A 22,426-nucleotide genomic window follows, 5' to 3' on the forward strand; every position below is an offset into this window, starting at 1 on the left:
GCCGTGGCGGCTGGCTCGCTTAGGACTGGGCTTACCGTTGTCAAGATTCGCAGATCGGTTATAATGTTTCCGATAGACCGGAAACATTTTGCGCCGTTGGACCAGAACCTGGAGCACTACCATGCTGAGCGCTAAAAACGGAGTGTCGGCTGCCGAGATCGCCTTCATAGCCGGCTTGACGGACAAGGACGTGAACCGGCTGGTCGATGAAAACGTTTTGCCGGCGGTTCTCTTTTTTCGTGGCGAGGGGCGTCGCTTCGCGCCGCTTACGGCGCCGATCGCCCTTTTCTACTTCAGGGCGAGCGAAGACTTGACGCGCGCTGCGCGAGTGAAGGTCATCCAAACGCTGATCGAGAGGCTATCGGAACGGCCGGATTTCGATGACTTTCTTGCGCTAAGCGAGTGGGTGCTACGAGCCGGGTTCGATTGGAGTGTCGCGAGCGAAACGTTTACCGTGTTCTTGACCCGCTTCGTCGAGGAGGCATCGCGACGCGCGTCGCAAGTCTCGGAGGCTTCGCTGCACATCGTGGAAGACCCGGAGGTATTGAGCGGTGCTCCTTGCTTCGCAGGGACGCGCGTGCCCGTCGCCAACGTGCTTGCCGCGCGTGAAAGCGGCGTAGGGCTCGCAGAGCTGCAGGCCGCGTATCCATTTTTGACCGAGCAGTTATTGGTCGACGCGGAGATATACATGAAGGCCCATCCTCGCCCTGGGCGTCCGCGGCGGCTCGACGAAACCAATGCTCAATTGCGGTTGATTAGTAGAAAGGTGGTTCGCCGTGCACGGGGCGGTGAGTGAGGTACCGCTTTCTGATCGATGAATGTTTGTGGCCGGGCCTCGTCAAAGTGGCGCGGGCCGCAGGATATTTGGAATCCACATGCGTGCGTGATCGCGGTCTATCGGGGATGAAGGATCATCGGTTGGTCCGCTTTGCAATTGATGGCGACTATACGATCGTCACGCATAACGCAGTCGATTTTCGCGGACCGGACGCAAGTCTGCCGGGAGGGCTTTACTCCCGAGAAGCGATTCATGCGGGGCTAGTCTGTCTGGCTTCGGCATTTACGATGAGCCCTGACCGCCAGACTGAGCTTTTTGGCTACGCTCTACAAGAAGTGGCAACGCTGGAAGACCTCGTCAACCAGGCGCTTGAAGTGGCCGAGGACGAATGCGGCGAAGTCACGATCCTGCGCTACGGCATTCCGGACCCTGTAGAGGTGGACGACTCGCCTAAGCGCAGCGATTGCTCGACGCAGTTTTGATTTGTCGGACAACGCTCGCGACAGCCGCGATCGCTCGAGCGAGGTCATCGTCATTCGTTTGCCAGTTGCAAACCGAAATCCGCATATACCGCTTCCCGCGCCACGTCGTATTGCTGAAAAGCGCTTCGCCCGTTTCGAGCACGGCTTCCGTGACGGAATCGGTTCGCGCGTCGTGATCCTGCTCGGTTGCGCCCGGGCGTGGATCGAGGAAGCGAACGAGCCCTTGATTGATCTGCGGCTCTCGGACGAGAACCACGCCCGGCAGCGCCGAGATTCCGTTCGCCAACGCACGCGCCGCCTCGCAGTTCCGCTCGATGAGCGACGCGACGCCGTTGCGGCCGAGTTCGCGCAGCGCCGCGTAGGCGGCGAAACCACGGCCTCGCCGGGACCAGACGGGTGTCCAGTCCTTTTGCTCCCGCACCTGCTCGTTGTACGAGACATAGCTCGCATGATGCGACATCGCATTGCGATGAGCGTCGGGATGCGCGACGAACGCGAAGCCGCTGTCGTAAGGGACATTGAGCCATTTGTGCCCGTCGGTGGCCCATGAGTCCGCCTGCTCGACGCCTTCGAGCAGATGGCGGTACCGCGCGCTGGTATTGACCCAGAGCCCGAACGCTCCATCTATATGAACCCAAGCGCCATATCGATGGGCGAGCGGTAGGAGTTCGGGGTACGGATCGAATGCACCGATGTTCAGATCGCCCGCCTGCAGCAGCACGATCGTCGGCGCTTCGGGCGATTCTCGCAGCGCGGCTTCGAGCGTGGCCGCTTCGAGTTGACCCGCCTCGCTCGACGGCAACGGCTGGATCGCGCTCGTCCCCATTCCGAGAAGGCGCAGCGCCTGCGTCACGCTGCCGTGAAACTGGTCGCTGCTGAGCACGCGGATTTTGGGAGCGCCGAAGAGACCATCGCTCTCGACTTGCCAGCCGCGCCGCTCCAGCAGGCCATGCCGTGCGGCGGCGAGGGCGGTCAGGTGCGCCATTTGGCAACCGCTCGTCAATGCAAAGCTCGCATCGTGCGGGAGCCGCAACAGATCCTTCAGCCACGCACCGCACACTTCCTCGACGACTGCTTCCGCAGGCGCGCAAGCGTATGACGCCGCGTTTTGATCCCAGGCGCTCGTGAGCCAATCGGCGCCGAGCGCCGCCGGCAGCGCTCCGCCTATCACCCAGCCGAAGAAACGACCGCCCGCGCTGCCGACGATGCCGCCCGCCGTGTCGGCAACCAGCTCGTCGATGACCTGATCGGCCGGAATCCCGTTTTCACCGAGCGGTTTTCCCAAGCGCGCGCGCAACGATTCGAGTGTGGCTTCCGCGGCGACGGGACGGCATGACAGATTGTCGAGATAAGTCAGAGCGTGATCGAGGGCGTGTTCGAGGGCAGGGCGGAACGGCGACGATTGGCTCATGCGATTTTCGGCGAGTGTTTGATTGGGACTACTGAGCGATTGTCTTACGATCCCTCGATCTCTGAGTGCGCGGTTGCCCCGGGAGGCTGGCGTCCAGCGTCCACTCAGGAAACGGGGCACCTTATGGCCGCGCCACTCAGACCTTGCAAGTGGAGCCTTCGCTCGCCGCCTGTTCCCGGGCGGCCTTGGCGCCTTCCACCTGCAGCAGTGTCGGCAACGATACGCCGTTCTTTGCTGCGGTTACTTCGGCCAAAATCGAAATGGCGATTTCGGGTGGCGTCCGGCTGCCGATGTAGATCCCCACAGGCCCGTGCAGCCGCGCAAGCTCCCCGTCGGTCAGATCGAACTCTTTCAGGCGTTCGCGTCGCGCGGCATTATTGCGGCGCGAGCCAAGGGCGCCGACGTAAAACGCGGGTGTCTTCAGCGCTTCCATCAGGGCCAGGTCGTCGAGTTTCGGATCGTGCGTCAGCGCGATGACGGCCGAGCGCTCGTCGAGCCGCATATCGAGGACGGTATCGTCGGGCATCGTCCGCACGACAGTCGTGCCGGGCACGTCCCACTCGTCGGTGTACTCTTCGCGCGGATCGCAAATGGTGACCTGATAGTCGAGCCCCACTGCGATGCTGGCGAGATAGCGCGATAACTGCCCCGCGCCGATCACGAGCATCCGATAGCGCGGCCCATGAATCGTCAAGAGCCGCTTACCGTCGAACTCGAGGCCGTCCGTCGCTTGCGCGGCCGCGAGCGTGGCCATGCCCGTCTCCAAATCGAGCGTCCGAGCGACGAGCCGCCCCGCTTCCACGTCGTTGCAGAGTTCGCCGATACGACTCGCCTGCGTCAGCGGCTCGAGCACGAGCTCGATCGTGCCGCCGCAGGGCAGCCCGAAGCGATGGGCTTCCTCGGCCGAAATGCCGTACTTGACCGCCTCCGGCCGCGTTTGCTCGATGCCTGCGCGGCGCACACGGTCGATCAGATCGTCTTCGATGCATCCGCCCGAAACCGAGCCGACCACGAGGCCGTCGTCGCGCACGGCGAGCATCGCGCCCTGCGGGCGCGGCGACGAGCCCCACGTCTTCACCACCGTCACGAGCAATACGCGATGGCCGTCCTCGAGCCATCGCACGCTCGACCTCAGAACTTCGAGATCCACGCTTTCCATGATTTATGTCCCTTTCCTCCAGGCGCATGCTCGGCGGCTTCGGCCGCGCGTTCCGACGGATCGGCCGTTTGCGCACTGGTATTGTCGCCGGCGCCGTCAGGGCTTTCGGACTCGGCCGCCTGAGCGTCCGGCTCAGCCTCGCCCGTCATATACGCCGAGAAACGTTTGAAGAATTCACCCGCAATCTTACGCGCAGCGCCATCGACGAGTCGCGAGCCGATTTGCGCTAGCTTTCCTCCGACTTGCGCTTTCGCCGTATATGAAAGCTTTGTCGATGTTTCACTCTCGGGTTCCAGCACGACCTGAGCCGTGCCCTTCGCGAAGCCGGCCACGCCGCCTTGCCCTTCGAAGACGACGGTATAGCTGTGCGGCGCATTGATATCCGTCAGCGACATGCGTCCCTTGAAATTCGCCTTGACCGGCCCTACCGCCGCGCGCATCGCGACCGCGTAGCCGTTTTCGCCGTCCGCCTCGAAGCTTTCGCAGCCAGGAATCGTCGCGCGCAGGACGGATGTGTCGTTCAACGCCTCCCACGCACGCTGTTGCGGAACGGGCAGGATGTGCTGCTCGGTCAGTTCCATGACATCGCTCCTTCCGATGATGACGACGCGACCGCTCTGAAGCGCGGGACGCGCGCGAGCGTAGCGAAGTCGTGCCCGAATGCGATCAGGCTGTCCAGGTTGTGAACGGGACGGTGTGCGTCGACATGAGGGAGGATAGCCTGAATGCCGCGCGCACGCGGGGTGAACTGCGCATATCGCAATAGGGGGTTGAGCCAGACGATGCGATGCGCGAAGCGCGCGAGCCGCGCCATTTCTGTCTCGAGCAGATCGATGGCCTCGTGATCGAGTCCGTCCGTGACGAGGAGGACTGTCGCGCGGCCCGAGAGAACGCGCCTTGCCCAACGTCGATTGAACTCGGCGAGCGCGGCGCCGATGCGCGTGCCGCCGGACCAGTCGGCTACGTGTTCGGCAAGCGCCGCGATCGCAATGTCCGGGTCGCGCTCGCGCAGCGCACGCGTCGCATTCGTGAGGCGGGTGCCGAACAGAAAGACCTGGAGGCGCTCGCGCGAGTGCAGCAGCGCATGGCAAAAGTAAAGTACCGCCCGCGAGTAGCTGCTCATCGATCCGGAGATGTCGAGCAGCAGGACGAGCGGCGGCTTGCGCTCGCGCGCGGCGCGGTATTTCCAGACGACCCAGTCGCCGCCTTCACGCACGGCCTGGCGAGCGCTCGCGCGCAAATCGGCGTGCGTGCCATGCGAGGCAGCGTGCAAACGGCGTGTGGGTTCGGTCGCGAGCGAAACGCGCCGGCTGCGGATCAGATGGCGCAGCATGCGCCACTCGTCGGCGCTCAGCGTATCGAAGTCGCGCCGACGCAGCCGTTCCTCGGCGCTGAACGACACATGCGCGTGCAACTCGTGTTGCGTTGCCTCGCCGACATGACCGGGCGAAGCGTCTCGAGCGCGACTGGCGAGCGCATCCGCGAGCCGGTTGTTGCGCGGGGCAGGCGGTACGCCCGATTTTGCTTTGGGCAGCATCAGCGCGCGAAGGCGGCCTTCCCAATCGGGATCGCGCCAGAATACGTCGAACGCCGCATCGAAAAGCGTGCGTTCGTCCGGGGCCGAGACGAGCACCGCGGCGAGTGCGGCCTGCACGTCGTCGCGACGCCCTACGTCGACGAGACGCAACGCTTCCAGCGCATCGACTGCGTGCGCGGGCGACATCGGCAGTCCTGCCGCGCGCAAGAGCCGCACGAAATGAACGACGTTGCGCCCGAACATCGGTGCGTCGCCGGTTTCTGTCGCGTTCTGCTCGATGCCTGCCATCGTTCACTCCGGCGCAACGAGACATTGAGCGATGCGCTCGGCATCGAGGCGGGCCAGATCGTCTTGATACTTGAGCAGCACGCCAAGCGTGTCCCGCACCGATTGCGGATCGAGCTCCGTGACACTCAACGCGGCGAGCGCGCGGCACCAGTCGATCGTCTCGGCGATACCGGGCGCCTTGAATAGGTCCATCGCGCGAAGACGATGAACGAAACCGACCGCGCGCCGCTGCAGCTCGGCGCCCGCTTCGGGGGCTCGTGCGGCGACGATGGCGAGCTCGCGCTCGCGCTCGGGATAGTCGATCCATTGGTAAAGACAACGGCGCTTCAACGCATCGTGCACTTCGCGCGTACGATTCGACGTCATGACGATGAGCGGGGCGCGCTCGGCGCGCACCGTGCCGTACTCGGGTATCGAGACCTGGAAATCCGAAAGCAGCTCGAGCAAAAACGCCTCGAACGGCTCGTCGGCGCGGTCGATCTCGTCGATCAGCAATACACGCTGCGCGCCCGGATGCTGTTCGTCGGGCAGGAGCGCCTGCAGCAGGGGGCGCTTGAGCAGGAATTCGCCGCGATAGAGCGTGTCGTTGGTCGGATGCTCGCCGGCTGCTTCGGCAAGACGCAATGCCATGATCTGGCGTGGGTAGTCCCACTCGTAGAGCGCGCTTGCCGTGTCGAGACCTTCATAGCATTGAAGGCGTAGCAACGCCGTGCCGAGCATGCCGGCCGCGGCTTTTGCGAGCTCCGTCTTGCCGACGCCGGGCTCTCCCTCCAAAAAGAGCGGCCTGTCCATGCGCAGCGCGAGAAAGAGCGCCGTCGCCAACTCGCGGCTCGCGAAGTATCCCTCTGCCGAGAGCTGAGCGAGCGTCTCATCGATCGTCATCGGTTGCATCGTCGCCTGGGCCGGAGTCGCGCCCCGGTATGGTGCGCGATTCCGTGCTCCGTGATTACTTCGAAGTCCTTAGCATTGTTCGATTGTGCATCGCTTCCGATCTAGCGTGCCCGCTCGACCGCGCGCGCGGCGAGCACGGGGATCAGATGCGCGCGGTAATCGGCGCTCGCGTGCAGATCGGTGTTGAGGCCGTCGGGTGCGATCGTCACGGAGCGCGCGGCCGCGCTCGTGAAGTCGGCGGTGAGCGCCTTCTCGAGCTCCGTCGAGCGAAAGACCGAAGAAGCGGCGCCCGTGACGGCGACGCGCACGCCATCCGCATGCCGGGCGACGAATACGCCGACGAGCGCGAACTGCGAAGCGGGATTGCGGAATTTCTCGTAGGCGCACGTTTGCGGCACGGGGAACTCCACGGCCACGATCAGCTCGCTGGGCTCGAGCGCGGTCTCGTACATGTCGACGAAAAAGTCGTCGGCCGCGATTCGTCGCCTGTCGGTCACGATCGTTGCCGCGAGCCCGAGCACGGCAGCCGGATAATCGGCGGCCGGATCGTCGTTGGCGAGCGATCCGCCCAGTGTGCCGCGCGCGCGCACCTGTCGATCGCCGATGTTGCCCGCAAGCTCGGCGAGCCCCGGCAATACCCGCCGGATGTCGGCATGTTCGGCGACGTCCGCATGGCAGACCGCCGCGCCGATCGTAACCATCGCCGCGTCCACGCGAATCTCCTTTAGCGCGGCGATGCGCGTCACGTCGATGAGCTTGGCCGGTTGAGCAAGCCGCAGCCGCATCGTCGGCAAGAGACTCTGACCGCCCGCGAGGTACTTCGCTTCGCCGTCGGCCGTCAGCGAAGCGACGGCTGCCTTCGCGTCGGAGGCGCGCTCGTAGTCGAATGAATACGAATACATTGAGGACTCCTTCGCTTAGTGAGCCGATTGCCGTGCCGCGGCGATGGCGGACCAGACCCGGTGCGGGGTGGCCGGCATCTGGATATCCTTGACGCCGAGCGGCGCGAGCGCATCGAGGATGGCGTTGATGACGGCGGGCGGCGAACCGATCGCGCCGGCTTCACCGCAACCCTTCACGCCGAGCGGATTGTGCGTGCACGGCGTGCCCTTCATCGTTTCGACCGTGAAGTCGGGGAGATCCGATGCGCGCGGCATGGCGTAATCCATATAGGAGCCGGAGAGCAACTGCCCCGTATCGTTGTCGTACTCGCAGTGCTCGAGCAGTGCCTGCCCGATCCCCTGGCCGAGTCCGCCGTGCACCTGGCCCTCGACGATCATCGGATTGATCACGTTGCCGAAGTCGTCGACGGCCGTGAATCGATCGATACGTGTTTCCCCCGTATCCGGATCCACTTCCACCTCGCAGATGTAGGCGCCCGCCGGATAAGTGAAATTGGTGGGATCGTAGAACGCATTCTCATCGAGGCCCGGCTCGAGCTCTTCGAGCGGATAGTTGTGCGGGACATAGGCGGCGAGCGCGACATCAGCGAACGATTTCGTGCGATCGGTGCCGGCCACACGGAAGACGCCGTTCTTGAACTCGATGTCGCTTGCCGATGCTTCGAGCAGATGCGCGGCGATTTTCTTCGCCTTCGCCTCGATCTTGTCGAGCGCTCGCATGATCGCGGAGCCGCCGACGGCGATCGAGCGCGAACCGTAGGTGCCCATGCCGAACGGAATACGGCCCGTGTCGCCGTGCACGATCTCGACGTTTTCGATCGATACGCCGAGCCGGTCGGCCACGACTTGCGCGAACGTCGTCTCGTGCCCTTGACCGTGGCTGTGCGAGCCGGTGAAGACGGTGACCGTCCCCGTTGGATGCACGCGCACTTCGCCGGCTTCGAAGAGCCCCGCGCGTGCGCCCAGCGCGCCGGCGAGCCTCGAAGGCGCGAGGCCGCACGCCTCGATGTAGCACGAATAACCGAGGCCGCGCAGTTTACCGTTTTGCTTCGACGCGTCCCTGCGTGCCGCAAAACCGGCTACGTCCGCGCGCTCGATCGCCCTGGCGAGGCAGGCTTCGTAGTCGCCGGTGTCGTACGTGAGGCCCACGGGCGTCGTGTAAGGGAATTCGCGAATGAAATTGCGGCGGCGGATTTCGGCCGGATCGATACCGGTTTCGCGCGCGGCCGTTTCGACGAGGCGTTCGACGACATAGGTTGCTTCGGGGCGGCCTGCGCCGCGGTAGGCATCGACGGGCACGGTGTTCGTGAAGACGGCCTTGACTTCGGCATAGATCGCGGGCGTCGCGTATTGGCCGGCGAGCAGTGTCGCATAGAGGATCGTCGGTATCGACGACGCGAACGTCGACAGATACGCGCCCATATTCGCGATCGTATGCACGCGCATGGCGAGGAACCGGCCGTCGCCGTCGAGCGCGAGCTCGGCTTTGGTCACATGATCTCGGCCGTGTGCGTCGGAGATGAACGATTCCGAGCGCTCCGCCGTCCACTTGACGGGGCGGCCGACACGTTTAGCCGCCCAGGTGAGCGCGACGTCCTCGCCATAGAGGAAGATCTTCGATCCGAAGCCGCCGCCGACATCGGGTGCCACGATGCGCAGCTTCGATTCAGGCAGCGACAGCACGAACGCCGCCATCAGCAGCCGCTCGACGTGCGGATTCTGATTCGCGACATAGACCGTGTAGCTGTCGTCCTGCTTCGAGTAGCTGGCGTTGACGGCGCGCGGCTCGATCGCATTCGGCACGAGCCGGTTGTTGACGATATCGAGCGTCGTCACATGCGCGGCCTTCGCGAACGCGGCATCGGTTGCGGCTTTGTCGCCGTGGCCCCATGTGTAGCAGACATTGCCGGCCACGCTGTCATGCACGAGCGGCTGGCTCGAATCGGCCGCATGAGCCGTGTCGGTCACGGCGGGCAGCACGTCGTACTCGACTTCGATGAGCTCGGCCGCGTCCTTGGCCTCTTTCGCCGACTCGGCAATGACGAGCGCGACGGGATCGCCGACGTGGCGCACCTTGTCGACCGCGAGAACGGGATGGGGCGGCTCGTGCATCGGCGTGCCGTCGATGCTGTGAATGAGCCATCCGCACGGCAAGCCGCCGACGCGCTCGGCCGCGAGGTCCGCGCCGGTGAAGATGGCGATCACGCCCGGCGAGCGCTTCGCGTCCTCGATATCGATGTTGCCGAGGCGCGCGTGCGCGTGCGGCGAGCGCAGAAACACGCCATAGGATTGCTGCGGAAGCACGACGTCGTCGGTGTATTGTCCGCTTCCGGTGAGGAACCGATAGTCTTCCTTGCGCTTGACGGAAGCACCGATCAAGCCTGGCTGTTCGGGTGCGTTCATCGTTCAGGTCTCCTTAACGGACTTGTCCCGCGCTGCTCTTCATCGCCGCCGCGCCTTCGAGCACGGCCTTCACGATGTTGTGGTAGCCGGTGCAGCGACAAAGATTGCCCTCGAGCTGATGGCGCACTTCATCCGCGCTCAGCTCGGGCCGTTGCGCCGCGAGCGCGGCCGCGCTCATGACCATGCCCGGTGTGCAAAAGCCGCACTGAAGTCCGTGGCAGTCGCGAAACGCCGCTTGCATCGGATGAAGTTCTCCGTCTCGCGCGAGGCCTTCTATCGTCGTGACCTCGGCGCCGTCGGCCTGCACGGCCAACACGTTGCACGCCTTCACGGCGCGGCCGTTCAGATGCACGGTGCAGGCGCCGCATTGCGCCGTATCGCAACCGATATGTGTGCCGGTGAGGCGAAGACCGTCTCGGATGAAATGGACGAGGAGGGTGCAGGGTTCGACTTCCTCGGTCACCGGCTTACCGTTGACCGTCAGGCTGATGCTGATTGCCATGAATCGTCTCCTTGGGGATCGAGACCGGCACTTCTAGTCGAGTCGAGTGCGCTCGGTGCCGCTCGCGCCGCCAACCGTCGCTGTGACCGTGCCGCTGATCTTGACGATTAGCCAGCCGTGCTTCGTTATTCGAGATGCATCGGCAAGTAAAGCACAATTTGACGGCAGGCGCTGCGTTTTCCGCTTGGCGTTCGTCGGCTGGGGCTCACGAGGGGAACGTCCGGCAAATCGTGGAATCGTCGAATCGCGCGCGGGACGCACCGTGTCAGCCTGTATCATTGCTGCGACCACTCGCCATGACTCGCTACTGAGCTCCATGCTCGCTCGAATGAAAAAACAAGCCGACCGCTCCGCGCACGTTTGCGCATTGCACAATGGCCGCCCGTCTCATCAGCGGGGCCGTCGGCACCTACCTTCCATCGCCATCTCATGAAATTCGACACAATCGTGCTCGGCGCCGGCATGGTCGGCGTCTGCATCGCCACGCATCTGCAAAAGCGCGGGTGCGCCGTGGCGCTGATCGATCGCAAGCAACCGGGCAACGAGACCTCGTTTGGCAATGCGGGGCTGATCCAGCGCGAGGGCGTCTACCCCTACGCCTTTCCGCGCGAGCTGGGCAAGCTCCTCGAATACGCGCGCAACGAGGCGCTCGACGTACGCTACCATCCGGCGGCGATGCCGAAGCTCGCGTCGTTCCTGCTGCGCTACTGGCGCAACTCGCATCCCGAGCGCCACGCGGCGATCGCCCGCTCCTATGCGACGCTGATCGGCCATTGCGTCAGCGAACACCGCGTGCTGGCCGACGCGGCGGGCGCGAGCGGGCTCATGCGGCCGACGGGCTGGATCAAGGCATTCCGGACGGCGGCGAAGCGCGACGAGGAATTCAGGACTGCCGAGCGTTGGCAAAAGGAGTATGGCGTCGAATTCGAGGCGCTCGACGCGGCTCGGCTCCACGAGCTGCAGCCCAATCTCGCCGCCTCACTCGTCGGCGGGGTCTGGTTCACGCAGACGTATTCGGTCGGCAATCCGAACGCGCTCGTCACCGCTTACGCGCGCTACTTCGAGCGGCTAGGGGGCCGTTTCCTGATCGGCGACGCCGATACGCTTTCCGGACAATGGCAAGTCGAGACGGACGAAGGTCGAGTCGAAGCGCGCTCGGCCGTCGTCGCGCTCGGTCCGTGGTCCGAGCGCATCGCATCGAGGCTCGGCTATCGCCTATCGCTCGGGATCAAGCGCGGATATCACATGCATTATCGGCCGCAGCCCGACGCGCCTCTGACCTATCCCGTGCTCGACGCGGAGAAGGGCTATTTGATTACGCCGATGGATCGCGGCATTCGGCTCACGACGGGCGCCGAACTCGCCTTGCTCGATCAGCCGAAAACGCCGGATCAGCTGGATGCTGTCGAGCCGATCGCGCGCGAGCTTTTTCCGCTCGGGCCCAGAGTCGATGCAGAGCCGTGGATGGGCCAGCGCCCTTGCACCGGAGACATGCTGCCGATCATCGGGCCCGCCACGCATCACAGGGATCTCTGGTTCGCTTTCGGCCATGCGCATCACGGCTTTACGCTGGGACCCGTGACGGGCCGGCTCGTCGGCGAGATGATGGCGGGTGTTGCGCCTTTCGTCGATCCCGCTCCGTTTCGCGTCGATCGCTTCTGAAGCTCCGCCCGTCGCCGGAAAGGGGCACCGGGCTGGCCGCCGGCCGGCCCCTCGACGGTGCGCTCGACCTGCCTCTTTGCACCAAACTGACTCTCGACGCTCATGCGACGGGCGTTTGGTCGACCCCGTCCGAAAAGATCGCACGAATCATGAAGGGCACCCTCGCCGTGGATGCCGGCCGATGCGTGGCATGGGTATTGCGTCGCTCTTGCCGCGGCCAGGTCAACGGGGGCTTCGCCGGAGGTACGAAAACGATGCTTGCCGCGGCGACGACCGCGGCCGAAAGGACAACGGGGTCCTTCATCGATCTCGCGCCGATTGGGCGACCAGTCGAGCGTTACGGATATGAAAGAACAGCTAGATAAGAAGAACAATGCCGTCTCGGGCCAAATCATCGGCGAGCTGATCAATGTCGCGGGGCGCCAGCGCATGTTGTCGCAGCGCATCGTTCTGCACGTCCTGCTTGCCGGCCAAGGCGATGCGTCGGCGCTCGCAATTGCACGTGAGAGCGTCGCGACGTTCGCCGGGGCGCACACGGACCTGGTCGACGGCAATGCGCGGTTGCCGGGTGCCTTCTCCGAGGCGTTGCGCTCACTTTATTTCGGCACGCACAAGGCGGACGAGCGTATCCGCCGTTTCATCGGCGATGCGGGTGCGGCGATCGAATCGATTGCAGCCGGCGACGCAGCGGCAGGCAGTCAATCGCCCTCCGGCAACCGCCATCGTGCCGTCGATACACTGATCGCACAGGCGACTCCGCTGCTCGAGCTGCTCCAGCAGATCACGCTTGCGTATCAGAACGAGATGCGAGGCGTCGAGCAGACCGCTTCGAAACGTAATGCCGAGCTGGCGGAAAGGCTCAGTCACATCTCGATGCAGGCCAACATCGTCGCGATCAACGCTCGCATTTCCGCGGGCCGCGCCGGCCCTTATGGCCGTGAGTTCGCGGTCGTCACATCGTTGCTCGCCGAAATCGTCAAGGAGATGGACGGCATGATCCAGAGCGTGCTCGGCGCAAGAGAGGCGCGGCGAGCCGCGCCGCAATCACGCTGAACGCCGAAGACGCGGCACGCTCGGCCAAGCGCTCGGCAAGCGCGGGACGAACGGCGTAGAATGCGCCTCGTCGCGCGTTGCGCCGTCGTAGCCTCCCGTGTCATGAGCGAATCCGTCGCCTCGTCATTGTCGTTTGCATCGTCTCCGTCCCTCGCCATCCAACCGGCTGCCCCGAACGAGGGCGGTCTCGACGCGCTCCGCGAATTCATGGAGCGGCACCGACGTCTCTTCGTGTTGACGGGCGCTGGCGCGAGTACCGCGTCAGGCATTCCTGGCTATCGCGATGCCAACGGCGAATGGATGCGCGCGCAACCAATTCAGCTGCAAGCTTTTCTCGATTCCGAGCACGCGCGGCGCCGCTACTGGGCTCGCAGCATGGTGGGCTGGCCGCTTCTGGCCGGGGCGCAGCCGAACGAGGCGCATCGGGCGCTCGCTCGGCTCGGCGCGGCGGACCGCGTCGCGCGACTCGTCACGCAAAACGTCGACGGTCTGCATCAATGCGCCGGCAGCACGGACGTCATCGAGCTCCACGGCAGCATTCGCCAGGTCGCGTGTCTCGATTGCGGCGTCGAGCATCCGCGCGCCGATATCCAGCACATACTTGCGCGCGAGAACCCACGGCTCGCCGACGCTGTCGCGGCGCCTTCCGCCGATGGCGATGCGCACCTCGAATGGGACGGACTCGATGCGTTTCGTGTACCGGCCTGCCCGCATTGCGGCGGCTTTCTGAAGCCTTCCGTCGTCTTTTTCGGTGAGAGCGTGCCGCGCGAGCGTGTGGACGCCGCATCGCATGCGCTCGAAACGGCCGATGCGATGCTCGTCGTCGGTTCGTCACTGATGGTCTACTCGGGCTACCGCTTCTGTCTATGGGCGTCGCGTGCGGGCACGCCGATCGCCGCGCTGAACATCGGGCGAACCCGGGCCGACTCGTTGCTGTCGCTCAAAGTGGAACTGCCGTGCGGCGATGCATTGGCCGCACTGGCCGGACATTTTTCATAGTGGTGACGGCGCTTGCGTCGTCCCGCGCGGCCGCATCGGCGGCTTTCGTTCTCGCGCCGCGTCGAAAATCATCTGATTGATACTCCGCGTCGCGGCAGCACTTCTAGGAGAATTCAGCAATGGGCAAAGCAGCTATCGGCGTCATCGGTCTGGCAGTCATGGGCCGCAATCTCGCACTGAATATCGAAAGCCGCGGCCATGCCGTGGCCGTCTATAACCGTAGCCGCACGCGAACGGACGAGATGCTGGCCGAATTTCGGGGCCGCAATCTCGTGCCCGCCTATTCGTTGCAGGAGTTCGTCGACTCGCTCGAGAAGCCCCGCCGGATTCTGCTGATGGTGAAGGCGGGCGAGCCCACCGATGCGACGATCGCGGAGGTGAAGCCGCTGCTCGAACCTGGCGACGTGCTCATCGACGGCGGCAATACCCACTTTACCGATACCGTCAGGCGCAACGAGGAACTCGCGAAATCAGGCCTGCATTTCATCGGCACCGGCGTTTCGGGCGGCGAGGAGGGCGCGCTGAAAGGGCCTTCGATCATGCCTGGCGGCCCGCGCGACGCCTACGATCTCGTTGCGCCGATTCTCACGGAGATCGCGGCGAAGGCGCCGGACGGCGAGCCTTGCGTTGCCTACATGGGCCCAGGCGGCGCGGGTCATTTCGTCAAGATGGTTCACAACGGCATCGAGTATGGCGATATGCAGTTGATCGCCGAAAGTTATGCCGTGCTGAAGCAGGTGGCGGGCTTGTCCAACGCGGAGCTCGGGCAGGTCTATGCGGAATGGAACGAGGGCGAGCTCGACAGCTATCTGATCGACATCACGGCGAAGATCTTCCGCAAACGCGACGAGGAAAGCGGACGAGATCTCGTCGACATGATCCTCGATCGCGCGGCGCAAAAAGGCACGGGCAAATGGACGAGCCAGAACGCGCTCGACCTCGGCGTTCCGCTGCCGCTCATCACCGAATCCGTGTTCGCCCGAGTGCTTTCGTCGCTGAAGACGCAGCGCGTGGCGGCGAGCAAAGTGCTCGTGGGGCCGCAGCCAAAGGCATTCACGGGGGATCGCGCCGCGTTCGTCGAAGCGGTGCGGCGCGCGCTCTATCTGAGCAAGGTGATTTCCTATGCCCAAGGCTTCGCGCAACTGCGCGCCGCCTCGGAGGAGTACGACTGGAACCTGCAGTTCGGAACAATCGCGAAGATCTTCCGGGCAGGCTGCATCATCCGCGCGCGGTTCCTGCAAAAGATCACCGACGCGTACGGCAAAGAGCCGGGACTCGCGAACTTACTGCTCGACCCGTACTTCCGCGATATTTCGGAGAACTATCAATCGGCGCTGCGCGAAGTGGTCACGGCGGCGGTCGCGGCCGGCGTGCCCGTGCCGGCCTTCGCCTCGGCGATCGCCTATTTCGACGGATACCGTTCTGAGCGTCTGCCGGCAAACCTGATCCAGGCGCAGCGCGACTTCTTCGGTGCGCATACGTTCGAGCGGATCGATCGCGAGGGGAGCTTCCACGCGACCTGGGCGTGAGGCGGGGAACATCGGCGAAAGTCAATTGTGATCGGTTTCATAGCCAACGGTAGCACGAGACAACCGGATTATTGCTCTTTGGGAAACACTCTTTCATCAATTTAATGGTTTTCCCTAGGTGCTCCGGTCGTTAGACTGTGATTAACGCTTCAAACAAGAGGTGTTTGAGGCGAACACAAACACCGGAGGTCATGTCATGAAATCGCTCATTTTTGCAGTTGCCGCAGCTTCCGCTCTCTCGTTGCCGCTCGCGTCGTTTGCTCAAGTCCAATCGAACCAACCCTTGACCCGCGCTCAGGTGAAGGCTGACCTGGTCCGCGTGGAGCAGGCGGGCTACAACCCGGCGGTAGGCACCGACCCGTATTACCCGGCCGATATTCAAGCGGCTGAAGCGCGCGTTGGGCAACAACAGGGCGCGCCCGTTGCCGAGGCGACCGGCGTCGGCGGCGCCGCGAACGGTTCGGTCCAATCGGGGGCGCCCGTGGATAGCCGGCCGACGAACGTCGACGGCGTACACCCGCTCTTCTTCGGTCGCTGATCGGACGAACGCGCACCGTTCTTTCGGCTGAGTCAATATATCGAAAGAAGCGGCGCGCGATAGTAAGCATTCCGAAAGACTGGCTCGCTGCCACCGTGCAAACGGGGCGCGGGCCAGTTTCGTTTTTGCCCTCGGATGGCAAGATGTGCGATCCTCGTGCCGCGAAACCGTGAATCGATATCGCCATCATGTAAGACACTCGTTTCATTGCATTCGATCGAGGGCCATCTTGACGAAAACAATTTCGACTCCTGCTTATCGACAGCGCGTGCTCTCGCACGCGGCGTTGTTCGCGCTGTGCGCTCTGCTCCTGAGCGGCTGCGAGACGACGGACCGGTGGTTGAACGGGCCGACGGCAACGACGGAAGCGCGCCCCTACGCGCAACAGGCCGGCGTACAGCCCGGCTACTACCGAGTGAACCTCGGCGACACGCTCGCCAGCGTCGCAGCCGGGTTCGGCCAACGGCCGCAGGACATCGCGGAATGGAACCGGCTGCCCCTCAACGCGGCGCTCGCACCCGGGCAGGTGTTGCGCGTGGTTCCGCCCGTTGCGGCGAACGCGAACGTGGCCGGCGCCCCTACGATTCGCCTGGCTTGGCCTGCTTATGGCCAAATACTGAGGTCGCAGTCGACCGCGAAGGCCAAGGGAATTACGATCGCCGGGCAGGCCGACGAACCCGTCAAGGCGGCGGCCGATGGCCAGGTCATCTACATCGGCAGCCCGACCGAGGGCGACCAGTACGCGTCGCTCATCGTCGTGAAGCACAGCGACGCGCTCGTGACCGGCTACTCCGTGAGCGGCCCCGTCTCCGTCAAGGAAGGCGATGTGGTCAGGAAAGGCCAGCCGCTCGCGACGATGGGCATCGACAAGAGCGGGCGAAGCACGCTCGAGTTCGAGGTTCGCCGCGAGGGCGCGCCGATCGACCCGCTCGCCTATTTGCCGCGGTAGCGCTGCTGACCGCTGCGAACGGGCTCGCGGCTAGCGCAGCGAGGCGAGCCGAATCGACAGCTTCCTGATATGCGTCTTGTACGCTTCGATCGTCTCGCGCTCGCTGTCCGCGCTCAAATGCGGCAACTCGACGAGTTCCGCCTGTGCTTGGAACTCATCCACGATTTGCCGCCTCATATCAGGCGGAAGGGCGCGGATCAGCGAAACGGTCAACAGTTCCTGGGCGTGCATCATCCCGAGGACCGAGTGCATCGTCACGTGCGAGGCCATGTCGAACTCCGTTAGGACTGCCGACGGTTTCCATAGTAGGCGGCGCGCATTGATCCGCCAATCCCGAGGCCCACGCAGCCATCGCGGCACGGATGCGTTAAGTCGGATGGGATGGTCCCGCGGCGCGGCAAAAAGGCGTAACCTGTGCGCTTCGCGGCACCCGCGTTTCTCGCGATCCGCCCGGGCGATAGCAAAGCGTGTGCCGCTGCGCTAACCAGGAGGATTCATGACAGCCGTCGATCTCGAGTTCGATCAGCTGAACAGCACCGCCGATGCGTTGCGGCGCTCCATCTCGAACCGTCTGATATACGGCGTCGGCAAGGATGCCGTCGCCGCGCGGCCGCAGGACTGGCTCCATGCGGCGGCGCTGGCCGTGCGCGACAGGCTCGTCGCGCGCTGGATGAAGACGACGCGCCAGCAGTACGAGCAGGACGTGAAACGCGTCTACTACCTTTCGATGGAGTTTCTCATCGGCCGGACGTTCACGAACGCACTGCTCGCGCTCGGCATCTACGACCAGATGAACGAAGCCCTTTCGAGCCTCGGCGTCGATTTGACGTCCATCGCCGAGCTCGAGCCTGACGCCGCGCTCGGCAATGGCGGCTTGGGGCGGCTCGCCGCCTGTTTCCTCGACTCGATGGCGACGCTCGCGATTCCGGGCTTCGGCTATGGCATCCGCTACGACTACGGCATGTTCCGCCAGCAAATCGTCGATGGCGCGCAGATTGAAACGCCCGACTATTGGCTGCGTGGCGGCAATTCCTGGGAATTCCCGCGTCCGGAGGTTCAGTACATCGTCCATTTCGGCGGTCATACGATTCAGCGCGACAGTGGGGTCGAATGGGTCGAGACCGAGCACGTCAACGCGATGGCGTACGACACGGTGATACCGGGATATGGCACGAGCGCGACGAATACGCTGCGGCTATGGTCGGCGCGCGCGACAGAGGAACTCGATCTGTCCGCGTTCAACCAAGGCGACTATCGTCGCGCCGTGGAGGCAAAGGAACATTCGGAGAACGTTTCGCGGCTGCTCTACCCCGACGATTCGACGCAGGCGGGCCGCGAACTGCGCTTGCGCCAGGAGTACTTCTTCGTCTCCGCGACGATGCAGGATCTCATTCGCCGCTATCAGCGCACGCACAGCACGTTTGGTCGCTTCGCCGAGAAAGTCGCGGTCCATCTCAACGATACACACCCGGTGCTCGCGATTCCCGAGCTGATTCGGCTGCTCGTCGACGTTCATCACGTTCCGTGGGACCGCGCGTGGAAGATGGTTCAGCAAGTGTTCTCGTACACGAACCATACGCTGATGCCCGAGGCGCTCGAAACATGGGACGTCGATATGCTCGCGCGCTTGCTTCCGCGGCACCTCGAGATCATCTTCGAAATCAATGCGGGTTTTCTGAAGGAGGCAAGCGAGCGCTTCGGACACGACGTCGACGTCATCCGGCGAATCTCGCTCGTCGACGAGTTCGGCCAACGCCGCGTGAGGATGGCGCATCTCGCCATCGTGACGAGCCAGAAGGTCAACGGCGTATCGAAGCTCCATTCGCAATTGATGGAGCGCGAATTCTTCAGCGACTTCGCGCGCATGTTTCCCGACCGGTTCACCAACGTGACGAACGGCATCACGCCGCGCCGATGGCTGGCGCAGGCGAGCCGGCCTTTGTCGTCGCTGATCGACTCGCATATCGGCATGGGTTGGCGTACCGACCTCTTCGAACTCGGCAAGCTGCGCGCATTGAAGGACGATCCCACGTTCGCGGCCGAATTTCGCTCCGCGAAACGCCGCAGCAAGATCCGGCTCGCGAACCGGCTGTTGCACGACATGGGCGCTTCGATCCATCCCGATGCGCTCTTCGATATGCAGGTGAAGCGCATTCACGAGTACAAGCGGCAGTTGTTGAACGTATTGCATGTGATCGTCCGCTACAACCGCATTCGCGCGAATCCCAATCACGACTGGGTGCCGCGCGCCGTCATCTTCGCGGGGAAAGCCGCGTCGGCGTACAAGATGGCGAAGACGATCATCAAGCTGATCGGCGATGTGTCCGCGATCGTCAACAACGATCCGCTCGTCGGCGATCGACTCAAGGTTGTCTTCGTGCCGAACTACGGCGTGAGCGTCGCCGAGCTGCTGATTCCAGCGGCGGATCTTTCCGAGCAGATTTCGATGGCGGGAACCGAAGCGTCGGGTACCGGCAATATGAAGCTCGCGCTGAATGGCGCACTGACGGTCGGGACCATGGATGGTGCCAACATCGAGATTTGCGAGGCGGTGGGCCGAGAGAACATGTTCATCTTCGGGCTCTCGGCAAATGAAGTGACGGAGATGCGCTCGTCAGGCTACCGGCCCCGCCAGATATACGAGGAGAATGCCGAACTGCGCCAGGCCCTCGACCAGATCCGCACAGGCTTTTTCTCCGATGGCGACTCGCATCGCTTTTCCGACATCTTTCACACGCTCGTCGATTGGGGCGATCACTACATGGTGCTGGCCGACTTCGCGGCCTTCGCGGCCGCGCAGGATGCGGTGGACGCACGCTTTCGCGACCCGCGTGCATGGACGGCGAGTGCAATCGAGAACGTGGCGGGAATGGGCCAATTCTCGTCGGATCGGACCATTGCCGAATACGCGCGCGAGATCTGGCGCGTGAAGGCGCTCGAAACGGAGTGATGCGGCGGCGCTTCGATGCGCGGGGCTCGGGCGTCAGTGTGATTCATTCTTGCGCGATGACGGCGAGCGCTGCGCAGAGGCAGCGTGCCCATTCGCCAAGGCACCGCGCACCGCTTGCTCGACGCGCGCGAGGAATTCGAGGTCCGGGCTCGAGACAGCCTCTCGCTCGCCGTTGGCCGTCTTGACGACGAGCCGGTGTATCACGTCCTGCCAAAGCCAGGCCAGCGCGCCGACGACGACGAGCATTACGCCGAGCGCGAGCGCGGCACCCGATCGATAGATCGGGGTGCCTGTGGCCGCGAGAACGACGCCGACGATCGAGATCGCAAGCGGAAATACCTTGTTCTTGCGCGTCTCGACGACGCGAACATCTTGGATCTCGCGCAGCGAGAATACCTGGCCGCCCGCGCTGAGCGTGTTGCGCGTGATCATGACACCGCGTTCGTTGAACGTGTTTTCCATCGAAAAGGAATCGGTGCGCGTTGCACGATGAAGGTTCGCAAGCGTAGCAGAGAACGCTTGCAGAGCAAATTGGGCGAGGCGAAATGGCGCGCGGCTGGAGGGGCTCGGTCGAACGACCGTGTGAGGGCGGCGCCCTTCGTGACTGAGTGAGTTTCAGCGCACTTCGTCGACAAAGATGCGGCCGGGTACGTGAGAAGCGACGTGGCGTGCGATTTCCGTATCGCTGAGTTCAGCCGGCACCACGCAACGGTGTGAGGGAGCGTCATTGGCCATCGTCCATTCGACGAGCCGATAAGTACGGCCCCAGGGGCGTTGCACCGGCGCCGATACCCGGCAACTCTGCACGGGGAGCGCGTGGTCGCGCTTTAGTATGCTCTGCAGATCCTTGAAGACGGTATCTTCGATCATCGCCTTTCCGTTTCCCGCGTCGCTACGCGATGAGGACGCCGGAGAAAGAGAGAACCCATAGGCAAAAAGATGCCGCCGATGCTCCGGCGGCTCAACAGGGGTGGTATGGCTGCCATCGTGACAGCCAACAATTAAGCCAAACTTAAGAGGACCATCGCGACTCTTACAGATAAACGAAAAGGCTCCGCGCATGGCGGAGCCCTTCATCGAGAGAAACGCCGCCTTGCGGCGGCGCGTTCACGTTGATCAGCTAGCGGACTTCGGCGCCACGTCGAAGTCGAAATACTTGCTCTCGAGCTTCTTGTAGGTACCGTCCTTCATCATGCCGTCGATGGCTTTGTCGACCGCGGCCTTGAGGTCCGCGTCTTCCTTACGCATACCCATGGCGGCTGCGCCGCTCGGGATCGGCTCTCCCGCTTCCGCGAATCCAGCGCCGCGCGATTGCTTCAGAAAGCCGAGGTCTGCCTGCACCTTGTCTTGCAAGGCGGCGTCGAGCCGGCCCGACAGCAGGTCTTGATAGACCTGGTCCTGGTTTTGATAGGGGACGACCTTCACGCCGGCCGGCTCCCAATTCTTCTTCGCGTAGGCTTCCTGCGTCGTGCCTTGCTCGACGCCGACCGACTTGCCCTTGAGCGAAGCGGCCGTGGGCAGCAGGCCCGAGCCCTTCTTTGCGACGAGCGCCGTCGGCGTGTCGAACAGCGGCTTCGAGAACGCGATCTGCTGCTCACGCTCCGGCGTAATCGTCATGGACGACAGCACGCCGTCGAACTTGCGCGCCTTCAAGCCCGGAATCAAGCCGTCGAAGTCGTTCTCGACCCAGACGCATTTCGCGTGCACACGCTTGCAGATTTCGTTGCCGAGGTCGATGTCGAAGCCGACGAGCTTGCCGTCCGGCGCTTTCGATTCGAAAGGAGCGTAGCTTGCGTCGACGCCGATGCGAATCTCCTTCCATTCTTTTGCTTGCGCAGCGCCGGCACAAGCGAATGCAGCAATGGCTACTGCGGCAAATAGTTTCTTCACGTTGACTCCTCGAAGCGGTTCGTCGAACCCCTCACGGTTGTGCCGCGGGGGGGCGTGGTTATTGAGGCCGACGGCGTTGGCCGGCGGCGCGGCGCACATCATACCAAGTCAAAATGATGACTGTGCCCGAGAGCGGAACGCGGCGGCTCCTGTTACAAAAAATTTCTAAAGATCGGCTTCGGCATGCCGATATTCGGCAGGTGTGTGGTCGGAAACTATCGGCACCGCTATCCGTACATAGAGACGGGAAACGCCGCCGTTTTTTGCGGCGATGCCATTCATCAAGATTAAAAATTTCGAGTTCCGGGGCTGAACATGTCACAAGCATTCGGGGTCATTGGGCAGTCGACGACGAGAGGCGTCGACCATGCTGACTATATTGGCAACAACGTCACTCAAGCAATCACGACGTTGCCCTTCCATCGAGTTTCGGGCGCATCAGGCGCGCGCCGATTGAGCTAGCTGCCTTCGCACTGCTTTCTCGACAAGGTTTTCTCGAACGC

General features: G+C 63.6%; 21 protein-coding genes. 9 read left to right on the top strand and 12 right to left on the bottom strand.

Annotation, left to right across the window (positions count from 1 at the left end):
* Window positions 1–121 precede the first annotated feature (121 nt).
* A complete protein-coding gene (locus AB4Y31_RS24750; protein WP_368676288.1) occupies window positions 122–796 on the top strand; it encodes a DUF433 domain-containing protein in 675 nt (224 codons plus the stop codon).
* The gene (locus AB4Y31_RS24755) at window positions 793–1,260 is read left to right on the top strand and encodes a DUF5615 family PIN-like protein (RefSeq protein WP_368676289.1); all 468 of its coding nucleotides are present in this window, start codon (window positions 793–795) and stop codon (window positions 1,258–1,260) included. The genes AB4Y31_RS24750 and AB4Y31_RS24755 overlap by 4 nt, the downstream gene beginning before the upstream one ends.
* On the opposite strand, the gene AB4Y31_RS24760 is transcribed toward AB4Y31_RS24755, so the two are convergent.
* From AB4Y31_RS24760 to AB4Y31_RS24795, 8 genes are all read right to left on the bottom strand, one after another.
* On the bottom strand, window positions 1,229–2,671 hold the full coding sequence (locus AB4Y31_RS24760) for an aspartate aminotransferase family protein (protein WP_368676290.1): 1,443 nt from the start codon (window positions 2,669–2,671) through the stop codon (window positions 1,229–1,231). The genes AB4Y31_RS24755 and AB4Y31_RS24760 overlap by 32 nt on opposite strands.
* Before the next feature lie 136 nt (window positions 2,672–2,807).
* Window positions 2,808–3,830 carry an XdhC family protein gene (locus AB4Y31_RS24765; protein WP_368676291.1) on the bottom strand — a complete coding sequence of 341 codons (1,023 nt, stop codon included), beginning with the start codon at window positions 3,828–3,830 and terminating at the stop codon, window positions 2,808–2,810.
* Entirely contained in the window at window positions 3,803–4,411 is a 609-nt protein-coding gene (locus AB4Y31_RS24770; RefSeq protein WP_368676292.1) for a CoxG family protein, read from the bottom strand. The genes AB4Y31_RS24765 and AB4Y31_RS24770 overlap by 28 nt, the downstream gene beginning before the upstream one ends.
* Window positions 4,402–5,655, bottom strand: coding sequence for a VWA domain-containing protein (locus tag AB4Y31_RS24775; RefSeq protein WP_368676293.1), 1,254 nt, complete (start codon window positions 5,653–5,655; stop codon window positions 4,402–4,404). Before AB4Y31_RS24775 ends, AB4Y31_RS24770 begins: the two co-directional genes overlap by 10 nt.
* A 3-nt stretch (window positions 5,656–5,658) precedes the next feature.
* The gene (locus AB4Y31_RS24780) at window positions 5,659–6,546 is read right to left on the bottom strand and encodes an AAA family ATPase (RefSeq protein WP_368676294.1); all 888 of its coding nucleotides are present in this window, start codon (window positions 6,544–6,546) and stop codon (window positions 5,659–5,661) included.
* A 101-nt stretch (window positions 6,547–6,647) separates the two neighbouring features.
* Window positions 6,648–7,448 carry a xanthine dehydrogenase family protein subunit M gene (locus AB4Y31_RS24785; protein WP_368676295.1) on the bottom strand — a complete coding sequence of 267 codons (801 nt, stop codon included), beginning with the start codon at window positions 7,446–7,448 and terminating at the stop codon, window positions 6,648–6,650.
* A gap of 15 nt (window positions 7,449–7,463) precedes the next feature.
* The gene (locus tag AB4Y31_RS24790; RefSeq protein WP_368676296.1) at window positions 7,464–9,851 is read right to left on the bottom strand and encodes a xanthine dehydrogenase family protein molybdopterin-binding subunit; all 2,388 of its coding nucleotides are present in this window, start codon (window positions 9,849–9,851) and stop codon (window positions 7,464–7,466) included.
* A gap of 13 nt (window positions 9,852–9,864) precedes the next feature.
* Window positions 9,865–10,353 (bottom strand): (2Fe-2S)-binding protein, encoded by a 489-nt coding sequence (locus AB4Y31_RS24795; RefSeq protein WP_368676297.1) that lies wholly within the window; start codon window positions 10,351–10,353, stop codon window positions 9,865–9,867.
* A 429-nt stretch (window positions 10,354–10,782) separates the two neighbouring features.
* Here AB4Y31_RS24795 and AB4Y31_RS24800 point away from each other — a divergent pair, with 429 nt between their 5' ends.
* From AB4Y31_RS24800 to AB4Y31_RS24825, 6 genes are all read left to right on the top strand, one after another.
* Window positions 10,783–12,015, top strand: coding sequence for an NAD(P)/FAD-dependent oxidoreductase (locus AB4Y31_RS24800; RefSeq protein ID WP_368676298.1), 1,233 nt, complete (start codon window positions 10,783–10,785; stop codon window positions 12,013–12,015).
* Between the two features lie 345 nt (window positions 12,016–12,360).
* On the top strand, window positions 12,361–13,068 hold the full coding sequence (locus AB4Y31_RS24805) for a type IV pili methyl-accepting chemotaxis transducer N-terminal domain-containing protein (protein ID WP_368676299.1): 708 nt from the start codon (window positions 12,361–12,363) through the stop codon (window positions 13,066–13,068).
* 102 nt (window positions 13,069–13,170) lie between these two features.
* A complete protein-coding gene (locus tag AB4Y31_RS24810; protein ID WP_368676300.1) occupies window positions 13,171–14,067 on the top strand; it encodes an NAD-dependent protein deacetylase in 897 nt (298 codons plus the stop codon).
* Window positions 14,068–14,186: 119 nt separating this feature from the next.
* Window positions 14,187–15,596, top strand: a complete 1,410-nt coding sequence (gene gndA, locus AB4Y31_RS24815) for an NADP-dependent phosphogluconate dehydrogenase (RefSeq protein WP_368676301.1) — start codon at window positions 14,187–14,189, stop codon at window positions 15,594–15,596.
* A gap of 196 nt (window positions 15,597–15,792) precedes the next feature.
* Window positions 15,793–16,134, top strand: coding sequence for a DUF4148 domain-containing protein (locus tag AB4Y31_RS24820; protein WP_368676302.1), 342 nt, complete (start codon window positions 15,793–15,795; stop codon window positions 16,132–16,134).
* Window positions 16,135–16,363: 229 nt separating this feature from the next.
* Window positions 16,364–17,083: a murein hydrolase activator EnvC gene (locus AB4Y31_RS24825; RefSeq protein ID WP_368676303.1), complete on the top strand. Its 720-nt coding sequence runs from the start codon at window positions 16,364–16,366 to the stop codon at window positions 17,081–17,083.
* A gap of 30 nt (window positions 17,084–17,113) precedes the next feature.
* Here the strand turns inward: AB4Y31_RS24825 and AB4Y31_RS24830 are convergent, their stop codons facing one another.
* Window positions 17,114–17,341: a hypothetical protein gene (locus tag AB4Y31_RS24830; RefSeq protein ID WP_368676587.1), complete on the bottom strand. Its 228-nt coding sequence runs from the start codon at window positions 17,339–17,341 to the stop codon at window positions 17,114–17,116.
* Between the two features lie 238 nt (window positions 17,342–17,579).
* On the opposite strand from AB4Y31_RS24830, the gene AB4Y31_RS24835 reads away from it, so the two are divergent.
* Complete coding sequence (locus AB4Y31_RS24835) at window positions 17,580–20,033, top strand: glycogen/starch/alpha-glucan phosphorylase (RefSeq protein WP_368676304.1); 2,454 nt, start codon at window positions 17,580–17,582, stop codon at window positions 20,031–20,033.
* Between the two features lie 33 nt (window positions 20,034–20,066).
* On the opposite strand, the gene AB4Y31_RS24840 is transcribed toward AB4Y31_RS24835, so the two are convergent.
* From AB4Y31_RS24840 to AB4Y31_RS24850, 3 genes are all read right to left on the bottom strand, one after another.
* On the bottom strand, window positions 20,067–20,495 hold the full coding sequence (locus tag AB4Y31_RS24840) for a DUF6232 family protein (protein WP_368676305.1): 429 nt from the start codon (window positions 20,493–20,495) through the stop codon (window positions 20,067–20,069).
* Window positions 20,496–20,648: 153 nt separating this feature from the next.
* Window positions 20,649–20,903, bottom strand: a complete 255-nt coding sequence (locus AB4Y31_RS24845; RefSeq protein WP_368676306.1) for a DUF2866 domain-containing protein — start codon at window positions 20,901–20,903, stop codon at window positions 20,649–20,651.
* Window positions 20,904–21,149: 246 nt separating this feature from the next.
* Window positions 21,150–21,923 (bottom strand): ABC transporter substrate-binding protein, encoded by a 774-nt coding sequence (locus AB4Y31_RS24850; protein WP_368676307.1) that lies wholly within the window; start codon window positions 21,921–21,923, stop codon window positions 21,150–21,152.
* Between the last annotated feature and the right edge of the window lie 503 nt (window positions 21,924–22,426).

This window comes from Trinickia sp. EG282A (assembly GCF_040965455.1).
Classification (GTDB): domain Bacteria; phylum Pseudomonadota; class Gammaproteobacteria; order Burkholderiales; family Burkholderiaceae; genus Trinickia; species Trinickia symbiotica.

Bases quoted from the DNA above. Each gene is read 5' to 3' on its own strand.
- AB4Y31_RS24750 (WP_368676288.1), top strand. From the start codon at position 122: ATGCTGAGCGCTAAAAACGGAGTGTCGGCTGCCGAGATCGCCTTCATA.
- AB4Y31_RS24760 (WP_368676290.1), bottom strand. From the start codon at position 2,671: ATGAGCCAATCGTCGCCGTTCCGCCCTGCCCTCGAACACGCCCTCGAT.
- AB4Y31_RS24765 (WP_368676291.1), bottom strand. From the start codon at position 3,830: ATGGAAAGCGTGGATCTCGAAGTTCTGAGGTCGAGCGTGCGATGGCTC.
- AB4Y31_RS24770 (WP_368676292.1), bottom strand. From the start codon at position 4,411: ATGGAACTGACCGAGCAGCACATCCTGCCCGTTCCGCAACAGCGTGCG.
- AB4Y31_RS24775 (WP_368676293.1), bottom strand. From the start codon at position 5,655: ATGGCAGGCATCGAGCAGAACGCGACAGAAACCGGCGACGCACCGATG.
- AB4Y31_RS24780 (WP_368676294.1), bottom strand. From the start codon at position 6,546: ATGCAACCGATGACGATCGATGAGACGCTCGCTCAGCTCTCGGCAGAG.
- AB4Y31_RS24785 (WP_368676295.1), bottom strand. From the start codon at position 7,448: ATGTATTCGTATTCATTCGACTACGAGCGCGCCTCCGACGCGAAGGCA.
- AB4Y31_RS24790 (WP_368676296.1), bottom strand. From the start codon at position 9,851: ATGAACGCACCCGAACAGCCAGGCTTGATCGGTGCTTCCGTCAAGCGC.
- AB4Y31_RS24795 (WP_368676297.1), bottom strand. From the start codon at position 10,353: ATGGCAATCAGCATCAGCCTGACGGTCAACGGTAAGCCGGTGACCGAG.
- AB4Y31_RS24800 (WP_368676298.1), top strand. From the start codon at position 10,783: ATGAAATTCGACACAATCGTGCTCGGCGCCGGCATGGTCGGCGTCTGC.
- AB4Y31_RS24805 (WP_368676299.1), top strand. From the start codon at position 12,361: ATGAAAGAACAGCTAGATAAGAAGAACAATGCCGTCTCGGGCCAAATC.
- AB4Y31_RS24810 (WP_368676300.1), top strand. From the start codon at position 13,171: ATGAGCGAATCCGTCGCCTCGTCATTGTCGTTTGCATCGTCTCCGTCC.
- gndA (WP_368676301.1), top strand. From the start codon at position 14,187: ATGGGCAAAGCAGCTATCGGCGTCATCGGTCTGGCAGTCATGGGCCGC.
- AB4Y31_RS24820 (WP_368676302.1), top strand. From the start codon at position 15,793: ATGAAATCGCTCATTTTTGCAGTTGCCGCAGCTTCCGCTCTCTCGTTG.
- AB4Y31_RS24835 (WP_368676304.1), top strand. From the start codon at position 17,580: ATGACAGCCGTCGATCTCGAGTTCGATCAGCTGAACAGCACCGCCGAT.
- AB4Y31_RS24840 (WP_368676305.1), bottom strand. From the start codon at position 20,495: ATGGAAAACACGTTCAACGAACGCGGTGTCATGATCACGCGCAACACG.
- AB4Y31_RS24845 (WP_368676306.1), bottom strand. From the start codon at position 20,903: ATGATCGAAGATACCGTCTTCAAGGATCTGCAGAGCATACTAAAGCGC.